Source organism: Meridianimarinicoccus zhengii (genome assembly GCF_003254465.1).
GTDB lineage: Bacteria > Pseudomonadota > Alphaproteobacteria > Rhodobacterales > Rhodobacteraceae > Meridianimarinicoccus > Meridianimarinicoccus zhengii.
Genome location: NZ_QDFI01000057.1, coordinates 22004 through 28489 on the forward strand (window position 1 = coordinate 22004; position 6486 = coordinate 28489).

Here is a 6486-nt window from a genome sequence, read left to right on the forward strand (position 1 = left end):
GGTCGGCCCCCATCCGACCTGCATTTCAACGGATACCGGGCGCACGCCCCGGAGGAGGATCCGCCATGGCGCTCGACCGCTGGATCGCGCTCGCCTTCATCGCATTCTGCTGCGTCTACGGCTATGCCGCGTTCTTCACCATGGACCAGTCGCTGCCGCCCATCCTGCAGCGCAACCCGATCTGGCCCTCGACCTTTCCCAAGATCCTCGCGGTTCTGGGCATCGTCGTCGGGCTCGTGGTCCTGTTCACGCCGACACCGCCCAAGACGGATGCCGATGCCAAGCCAAAGGACGGCGCCATCGACCTGACCCGGCTGGGCGATTATCACATCGTGCAGGCCGCAGCGCTTCTGGCGCTGATGGTGGCCTATGCACTGACCCTGCGGCCGCTGGGGTTTCTCGGGTCGACAGTTGGGTTCCTGGTGATAGGCGCGCTGATCCTAGGCGAGCGCAAGCTGCATATCCTGATCCCCGTGGCAGTCATCGCCGCCGGGTCGATCTGGTACCTGGTGCAGGAGGTGCTGGGGATCTTCCTGCGCCCGCTGCCCGCAATGTTCATGTAGGGAGGGCGCGACATGCTTGAAGGACTCATGCTCGGCCTCAGCGCCGCGGTCACCCCTTTCAACCTGATGATGGTCGTCTTCGGCTGTATCATCGGCACGCTGATCGGGATGCTTCCCGGCCTGGGGCCGATGTCGATCATCGCCATCATGATCCCCGTCGCCATCGGCATGGGCGATCCGACCGCAGCACTGATCTTGCTGTCGGGTGTCTATTACGGCGCGATCTTCGGCGGGTCCACCTCGTCCATCCTGCTCAACGCGCCGGGGGTCGCGGGCACGGTCGCCAGTTCCTTCGACGGCTACCCGATGGCGCGCAAGGGGCAGGCGGGCAAGGCGCTGACTATCGCCGCCATCGCCAGCTTCGCGGGCGGCACGATCGGGGCGATCCTGCTGATGATCTTCGCGCCCGCGCTGTCGTCGGTCGCACTCCTGTTCCATTCGGCGGAGTATTTCGCGCTTATGGTCGTGGGCCTGTCGGCCATCGCGGCCTTCGCGGGCACGGGGCAGGTGGCCAAGGCGCTGATGATGACGCTCTTGGGCCTGATCCTCGGCACCTTCGGCGAGGGCGCGCTGTCGAACACCCCGCGCTTCACCTTCGGGATGATGGAACTGCAAGCCGGGTTTTCCTTCATCACGCTGGCCATGGCGATGTTCGCCCTGCCCGAGGCGCTGTTTCTCGTCATGAACCCGTCGCGCGCGGCGCAGGGCGACAGCGGCAAGATCGACAACATGCGCATCAGCCGGGCCGAGGCGCGCAGCATCGCCCCGGTGATCGGGCGGCAGTCGCTGCAGGGGTTCTTCATCGGCGTGCTGCCGGGGGCAGGGGCGACCATCGCGTCCTTCCTCGGCTACGCCGTCGAACGGAACCTTGCGACCAAGGAGGAACAGGCGGAGTTCGGCCACGGCTCCATCAAGGGGCTGGCCGCCCCCGAGACGGCGAACAACGCCGCCTGCACGGGGTCCTTCGTGCCACTGCTGACGCTGGGCATCCCCGGATCGGGCACCACGGCGATCCTGCTGGGCGCGCTGCTGGCGCTGAACGTCACACCGGGGCCGCGGCTGATGATCGACGAACCGGACGTGTTCTGGGCGGTCATCATCTCAATGTATATCGGCAACCTCGTTCTGCTGATCCTGAACCTGCCGCTGATCCCCTACATCGCCAAGATCCTGACGATCCCGCGCACCTACCTGATCCCGTTCATCCTGTTCTTCACGCTGATGGGCAGCTACCTGGGGCAGAACAACGCGACGGAACTGCTGATCCTCGTGGGCTTCGGAGTGATCGCGACGATCCTGCGCTTCGCGGACTACCCGCTGGCGCCGCTGCTGATCGGGTTCATCCTTGGTACGATGCTGGAAAACAACTTCGCCCGCGCGATGCAGTTGTATGACGGGTTCGGCTTCATCTTCGACCGCCCCATGACCATGGGTTTGCTGGTGCTGGCGGCACTGCTGGTGTTCCTGCCGAGCTTCCGCAGCTACCGGGCGCGCAAACGGGCCGAAGGCGTGGCCGATGGCGACTGACCCGGGCCGGGCCCCCGCACCGCTGGATGGCGTGCGGGTGCTCGACCTGACCAACGTGCTGGCGGGGCCGTTCGCGTGCCACCAGATGGCGCATCTGGGTGCCGACGTCATCAAGGTGGAGGCGGTGGGCCGCGGGGATCTGGCCCGCAGCCTCGGGGCCGACCCGGACCTGTCGGCGCGCGGCATGGGGATCAGTTTCCTTGCCCAGAATGCCGGCAAGCGGTCGCTGACCCTGAACCTGAAGGACCCGCGCGGCAAGGACGCGCTGAAGCGGCTGGTGGCGCGCGCCGACGTGCTGGTGGAAAACTTCCGCCCCGGCGTGATGGACCGGCTCGGGCTGGGCTATGAAACGCTGCGCGCGGAAAACCCCCGGCTGATCTATTGCGCGATCACCGGGTTCGGACAGACGGGGCCATGGGCCGACCGCCCGGCCTATGACCAGATCGTGCAGGGCGCGGCCGGTGTCATGGCCGTGACGGGCGAGGCCGGGGGCGGGCCGCTGCGCGTCGGTTATCCGCTGGCGGACACCATTGGCGGGCTCAACGCCGCGATGGCGATCTGCGCCGCGCTGAACGCGCCCGACCGCGGCGGGTATATCGACGTGTCGATGATCGATTGCGTGCTGGCGAGCATGGGCTGGGTCGTGTCGAACCACCTGATCGGCGGCGTGGACCCGCGCCCGAACGGCAACGAGAACCCGACCTCAGCGCCCTCGGGCACGTTCCAGTGCGCGGACGGGCCGATTAACATCGCCGCGAACCGGGACGAACAATGGGTATCGCTGGCCCGGCATCTGGGCCGCGACGACCTGCTGACCCACCCCGACTACGCCACGCGCGAGGATCGCAAGGCCAACCGCCTGCGCCTGCGCGCCGAGCTGGAAACCGTCCTGACGACGCGCGGGGCCGAGGACTGGGCACAGGAACTGTCCGCCCTTGGCGTGCCCGCGGGCGCGGTCATGTCGGTGCCGGACATCCTGCGCCACCCGCAGGTGACCGACCGGGATTTCCTGGCACATTACGACGACGTGCCGGGGGTGGGGCGGTCCATCGATCTGGTGCGGACCGGCGTGACGCTGGACGGGCGCCGCCCGGCGGTGGACGCCCCCCCGCCTGAGCTGGGGCAGGACACCGACGCGATCCTGCGCGAACTGGGTTACGGCGAAGACGATATCGCGGCGCTGCGGGCGGAGGGCGTGGTATGACCGAACGCAGCGACGTGTCCGACTGGTGGCGCACGCAGATCATCGACATGGAACCGGGCCGCATCCATCTGCGCGGGCGGCCGGTGCAGGACCTGATCGGCACCACGGGCTTTGCCCCGATGATATGGCTGATGGTCATGGGCGAGGAGATCACCGGTCCGCGCGCGGCCCTGTTCGAGGCCGCCCTCGTGGCGGCGGTGGATCACGGCCCGCAGGCGCCGTCCATCGCGGCGGCGCGGATGGCGGCGACCTGCGGGGTGGGGCTGCAATCGGCCATGGCCACCGGGCTGAACATGCTGGGCGACGTCCATGGCGGCGCGGGGGAACAGGCGGTCGCGCTGTACCACGCTGTGGGGCAGGCGGGTGACGGCGGGCTTGCCGTGGCGCTCGATGGCTGGCGCACGCGTCATGGCAAGTACCTGCCCGGCTTCGGGCACCGCTTCCACAAGCCCGTGGACCCGCGCGCCCCGCGCCTGCTGGCGCTGGTGGACGAGGCCGCGGCGGCGGGCGCCGTGACGGGCGCGCATGCCCGCACCGCGCGCGCCATCGAGGCCCATCTGGCGCAGGAACGGGGCAAACCGGTGCCGATGAATATCGACGGTGCCACGGCGGTGATCTATGCGGAACTTGGCTGCCCGCCCCCGCTGGCGCGCGGCTTCTTCGGCCTGTCGCGGTCGGTCGGCATCCTTGCCCATGCTTGGGAGCAGACCGAACAGGGCGGACGCAACAAGGGGCCGACCCCGCCCGCCTACCGATGGACCTATGACGGCGATTGACACGCAATGGCGCGAGGCGCTGCCGACGCTGGCCATCGGGGCTGCGGGGGCGGCACTGTTCTGGCTGGTCGGATTTCCGGCGGCGCCGCTGACCGGGCCCGCGGCGGCGGTGTCCGCCGCGACGCTCCTGGGATTGCGCACGGCGATCCCGCCGCTGCTGCGCGACGGGGTGTTCCTGTTGCTGGGTATGCAGATCGGCAGTTCGGTCACGCCCGAGGTGATCGCCACCGCGCTGGCATGGCCGCTGTCGCTTGCCGTTCTGTCGGTGACGGTGATCGTGGTGATGGGCATCGTCATGACCATGCTGCAGCGCGGCTTCGGGTTCGACCGGATGACCGCGATGCTGGCCGCGACGCCGGGACATCTGAGCTTTGTCCTGGGCCTGTCCGCGGACATGGGGGCCGACGTGCCGCGCGTGGCGCTGGTGCAATCCTTGCGCGTGCTGATGCTGACACTGCTGGTGCCGATGCTGATCGCGCTCTGGGGGGTGGAGGGTACAGGACGGCTGGCGGATCGCGGGATCACGCCGGCGCATCTTCTGGCCGTCGTGTTCCTGCTGTCGCTGGGCGCAGGGCTGCTGTTCAGGCGGCTGGGCGTGCCCGCGCCGCTGCTGCTGGGGGCGATGGCGGTGTCGGGCATCGGTCACGGCGCCGACCTGACGCCGGGCACGCTGCCGGGTTGGCTGGTCGTCTTGGCCTTCGTCAGCATGGGATCGCTGATCGGCACGCGGTTCCGCGGGCTCGACCGGCGCGGCTTGGCCCGGGCGACCGCCGCGGGCATCCTGGCCACGCTGATCGCCTGCGCGGTCGCGGCAACGGGCGCGTGGCTCGCCGCGGGGCTGGTGGGCCTGCCGCCGGCGGTGCTGCTGCTTGCCTTCGCGCCCGGCGGGGTGGAGGTCATGGCCGCCATCGCGGTCCAGACCGGGCTGGAACCCGCCTTCGTCGCGGCCCACCATGTGTTCCGCCTGGTGCTGCTGGGGGTGCTGATGCCGGTGTTCGTTGCGCGGGCACGGCGGCGGGGATAACCCCCGATGCCGCCCGGCCATGCCACGGACAGGTGGAGCCCGGTTTTCATCCTGGCACGCCGCTGGCGCTGGCGGTTTGATCGAGGCCATGACATAAGGCCGGATCGATACCATATGGGCAGAAAACCGGTTCGAGCACGGGCAGGGCGATGATCAGACTGATACTCTTTGGACTTGCGGTGGCGCTTGCCACGGCGGCCGGGACGCTCGTCTACATCGAGCGCACGCGCCCTGCCGTCGAAGCCGTCACCCCGACGTCCGTCACGATCCCCGTTGCTGCCGAGGTCTGGGTTCTGGTGGCGCAGCGGCCCCTGCCGGCCCGGCACCAGATCTCGGCAGGCGACATCGGGTGGATCAGGTGGCCCGAAGACCGCGTGCAGCCGTTCTTCACGGTGTCCGAGACCGGCAACACGCCCCTGACCGAACTTGAAGGGCTGTTCACGAACCGTGCCTACAACGAGGGCGAACCGCTGGACATGGGCGCACTCAGCACCGTGCGGGTGGAACGGCTGTCGGATCGCGTGACGCCGGGCATGCGCGCGGTGGCGCTGGCCGTGTCCGCCGAAACCACGGCGGGCGGTTTCGTGAAAGTGGACGACTTCGTGGACATCATCCGCGTCGACGGGGGCGGCGAGGGGCGCGTGATCCTCGAAAACGTGCGCGTTCTGGCCGTTGGGGCGTCCATGGGCAACGTGGCCGGACTGACCAGCGGGGACATGCCGGAAACCGTGGGCAGCAATCCCGGAACCGTCACGGTGGAGTTGAGCCCGCGGCAGGCCGGAATCCTTGCGGCGGCGGATTACGATGGCCGGCTGGCGCTGGCACTCCGCACGCGCGAGGACAAGGCCCCGATCCCGCCCGAACCGCGCCCGGAAGCCGAAGAAGCCCCGACGCGCCACTTCATCGGCGTCCTGCAGGGCGAGACATGGGTCCCCTACGAGGTGCAATGACATGGCGGCACGGGCGCGGGGGCTGCCGCGCGGGCCGGTGGCACCATGCGGGATCGGGTGGTTCCGACCGCATCCCCTGCCGCGACGTATCGCGGTTGACGTGCGCGCCGGGGGCGCGGAAAACAGGCGGAGGCTGGCGGGCCGGCCGACTCTCTACCCCGCTGGCTGGAGGACGGTTTCATGGCATCACCTGCCCCGCGCGACCCTGTTACCGGCGACGCCCTGCTGCCGGAACTGACGGCGCAGGTCTTCGTGGCGACGCCCGAGGCGCAGGCGCTGGTGGACGGGGTGCGCGGGGCGCTGTCCATGAAGAACGTGGATTGGCAGGCCGTCGGCACGGGGATCGAGGATGCGCTCGTGCGGTACGACGACGTGGACGGACTAAGCCGCTCCGCGGCAAGGGCGCCCTTGGCTGGCGTTGATCCTTATTTTCAGCGTTTGT

The 6486-nt window shown here is 69.2% G+C and carries 7 protein-coding genes; all 7 read left to right on the plus strand.

The genetic code is table 11. The features are described 5' to 3' along the window. The first annotated feature begins 65 nt into the window (after positions 1-65). Positions 66-563 carry a tripartite tricarboxylate transporter TctB family protein gene (locus DDE13_RS16260; RefSeq protein WP_111405337.1) on the plus strand — a complete coding sequence of 166 codons (498 nt, stop codon included), beginning with the start codon at positions 66-68 and terminating at the stop codon, positions 561-563. 12 nt (positions 564-575) lie between these two features. Further along, positions 576-2090 carry a tripartite tricarboxylate transporter permease gene (locus DDE13_RS16265; protein WP_111405338.1) on the plus strand — a complete coding sequence of 505 codons (1515 nt, stop codon included), beginning with the start codon at positions 576-578 and terminating at the stop codon, positions 2088-2090. Then, positions 2080-3294, plus strand: a complete 1215-nt coding sequence (locus tag DDE13_RS16270; RefSeq protein ID WP_111405339.1) for a CaiB/BaiF CoA transferase family protein — start codon at positions 2080-2082, stop codon at positions 3292-3294. Before DDE13_RS16265 ends, DDE13_RS16270 begins: the two co-directional genes overlap by 11 nt. Continuing rightward, the gene (locus tag DDE13_RS16275; protein ID WP_111405340.1) at positions 3291-4070 is read left to right on the plus strand and encodes a citryl-CoA lyase; all 780 of its coding nucleotides are present in this window, start codon (positions 3291-3293) and stop codon (positions 4068-4070) included. Before DDE13_RS16270 ends, DDE13_RS16275 begins: the two co-directional genes overlap by 4 nt. Further along, a complete protein-coding gene (locus DDE13_RS16280) occupies positions 4057-5094 on the plus strand; it encodes an AbrB family transcriptional regulator (protein WP_111405341.1) in 1038 nt (345 codons plus the stop codon). The genes DDE13_RS16275 and DDE13_RS16280 overlap by 14 nt, the downstream gene beginning before the upstream one ends. A 149-nt stretch (positions 5095-5243) precedes the next feature. Continuing rightward, positions 5244-6044: a Flp pilus assembly protein CpaB gene (gene cpaB / locus DDE13_RS16285; protein ID WP_111405342.1), complete on the plus strand. Its 801-nt coding sequence runs from the start codon at positions 5244-5246 to the stop codon at positions 6042-6044. 180 nt (positions 6045-6224) lie between these two features. Further along, a partial coding sequence (locus DDE13_RS16290; RefSeq protein ID WP_162631053.1) for a hypothetical protein occupies positions 6225-6486 on the plus strand: 262 nt, incomplete at its 3' end.